Source organism: Acinetobacter rongchengensis (genome assembly GCF_003611475.1).
GTDB lineage: Bacteria > Pseudomonadota > Gammaproteobacteria > Pseudomonadales > Moraxellaceae > Acinetobacter > Acinetobacter rongchengensis.
Genome location: NZ_RAXT01000243.1, coordinates 1 through 223, shown reverse-complemented (window position 1 = coordinate 223; position 223 = coordinate 1). Strand labels below are relative to the sequence as shown.

The following is a 223-nucleotide window of genomic DNA, read 5'->3' as shown; positions in this document are numbered from 1 at the left end:
ATCTCAATACAGGCATACAACTACAACTCATCTGCCTATCGACCGATGAGCAAATTCCTTTAAAACAATTCATTGCTAGTCAAGCCGCTATTGACATCGTCACAGATCACTCAGAACTAACACGCATTTCAGGCATTGTGACCCAAGCTGAAATTGGCGCAAGTGATGGCGCACTCACCATCTACCGTCTTACGGTTGAAGACCCAACCGCACTATGCAAATA

General features: G+C 44.8%; 1 protein-coding gene. It reads left to right on the top strand.

Annotated elements, in window-relative coordinates; all coding sequences use genetic code 11:
* Window positions 1-223, top strand: a 223-nt coding sequence (locus D7V20_RS19725; RefSeq protein ID WP_213072529.1) for a contractile injection system protein, VgrG/Pvc8 family, incomplete at both ends; no start/stop codon positions are given.